Genomic DNA, 1,611 nt, shown 5'->3' with positions numbered 1-1,611 from the left:
ACCCTGGAGGAGCCCAATCAATGGCATCAGGACCGCTCCGGTAAGCACCCAGGCGCCAACCGCGTAAGCGAAAGGCGCTAGAGCCCAATGCGTCCGACCTTCGACGAACAAGAAATATCCTGCGACGAACGCGAACTCGCCGAGCAATAGGAGCGCCCAGCCCGCCGGTCCCACTTCGCGGTGGGCGCCCAACATTCGATCCAGCATTGCCGCAGGCGCGGTAACCGGGAAACCGAAGGCTGGAGCCAGCTGAAGCCACCCCAGCGCGACGGTGATCGCCGTCAGCCCAACGAGGACGCGCCGCATCGCCAGCGATACCATAGGCCCGCCTGATGGCGGCGTCAAAGCCCGTCGGCAGCCCCTCGCCGATGGGTACGCAGTGGTGCGCGATCCTTCGCGGCGACCGCGTCGCCGCCAATGCGCCACGCCTGCTTCGCAGGCTGTTTGCACTGGTGCCCGGCCAGCCGCGCTGCAAGTTCTGCAATGCGCCTTATGGCGGCCCTCTCACGCTGCCATTTCGGATCATGGGGTACCGGCCCTCTCACAAGACACCACACGTGTGTGCGCGCTGCCTGTAGTGGGCGCCGGAAGGCGGAGCGATCGTGCCGATCAGCATCCTTTTCGCGGACGTCCGCAACTACACGAACCTCAGTCAGTCGTTGTCGCAGGGCGAGGAGCCGGCCCTTCTCAACCGGTTCTACGACGTCGCCTCTCGGGTGTTGCTGCGGCATGAGGGAGTTCTCGGCCAGATCTCGGGCGACCAGCTGATGGGCCTGTTCGTGCCGGGACTGAGCGGCCGCGACTACCCGCGCAAGGCAGTTGCCGCCGCCGCCGCACTCCTCGAAGCGGTGGGTTACAGAACGCCCGCCGGTCCATGGATTCAGATCGGAATCGGAATCTCCACCGGCGAAGAGTTCTGCGGAAACGTGGGCGGGGGCGGGTTCAAGGATTTCACTGCTGTCGGTGAAGTCACCAATACAGCGGCTGGGCTGACAAGCAGGGCCGCCGCCGGCGAGGTACTCGTCGACGAGGCTACGCATGCCGCAGCGCCGGAGTACTCGTTCGCCGGCGGCGACACAGTCATGCTCAAGGGCACGGGCCAACCCGTGGATACTCACCGGCTGGCCCTCGAAGTTCCGGCTGAAAACGGCGAGGAGCCGATCACGGTGCTCCTTCGAACGCCAGTCTTCGCCGGCCTTCCTACCAAGCTCTCTGCTTCCTTGCGGTCGCGGGTGCACCGCCGTGCCTTCGCGGCGGGCGCCTACCTCGCCCGCGAAGGCGAGCCGGCGACCTCGATGTTCGTCATCGAACGCGGTCTCGTCCGCGAGACGCACACCTCACGCCACGGCCGGGAGCTCGTGCTTCGGCTCCTTGGCGCCGGGGACACTTTTGGGGAGCTCGGGGTGCTGGACGCGGGGGGTATTCGCACGGCGAGCGCGATCGCGGTCGAACCAACGAGCTGCGTCATGGTCTCCAAGGACGACCTCCATGCAGCACTGCTATCGACACCACAGCTGGGGCTCCGGATGCTCGCCTCGCTGGTCGCGTCCGTCCGCCGAAAGGACGAGGAGTTGGCGGACTTCGCCTTCCTGGACGTTACGGGCCGGATCG

The 1,611-nt window shown here is 66.4% G+C and carries 2 protein-coding genes; one reads left to right on the top strand and one right to left on the bottom strand.

From position 1 onward, the window contains the following. A partial coding sequence (locus VGV06_06570) for a hypothetical protein (GenBank protein ID HEV2054823.1) occupies positions 1–321 on the bottom strand: 321 nt, incomplete at its 3' end. Between the two features lie 281 nt (positions 322–602). On the opposite strand from VGV06_06570, the gene VGV06_06565 reads away from it, so the two are divergent. Then, the coding region (locus VGV06_06565; GenBank protein HEV2054822.1) for a cyclic nucleotide-binding domain-containing protein at positions 603–1,611 on the top strand (1,009 nt) is incomplete at its 3' end.

Source organism: Candidatus Methylomirabilota bacterium (assembly GCA_035936835.1).
Classification (GTDB): domain Bacteria; phylum Methylomirabilota; class Methylomirabilia; order Rokubacteriales; family CSP1-6; genus AR37.
This window is presented reverse-complemented; position numbering and strand designations above follow the sequence as displayed.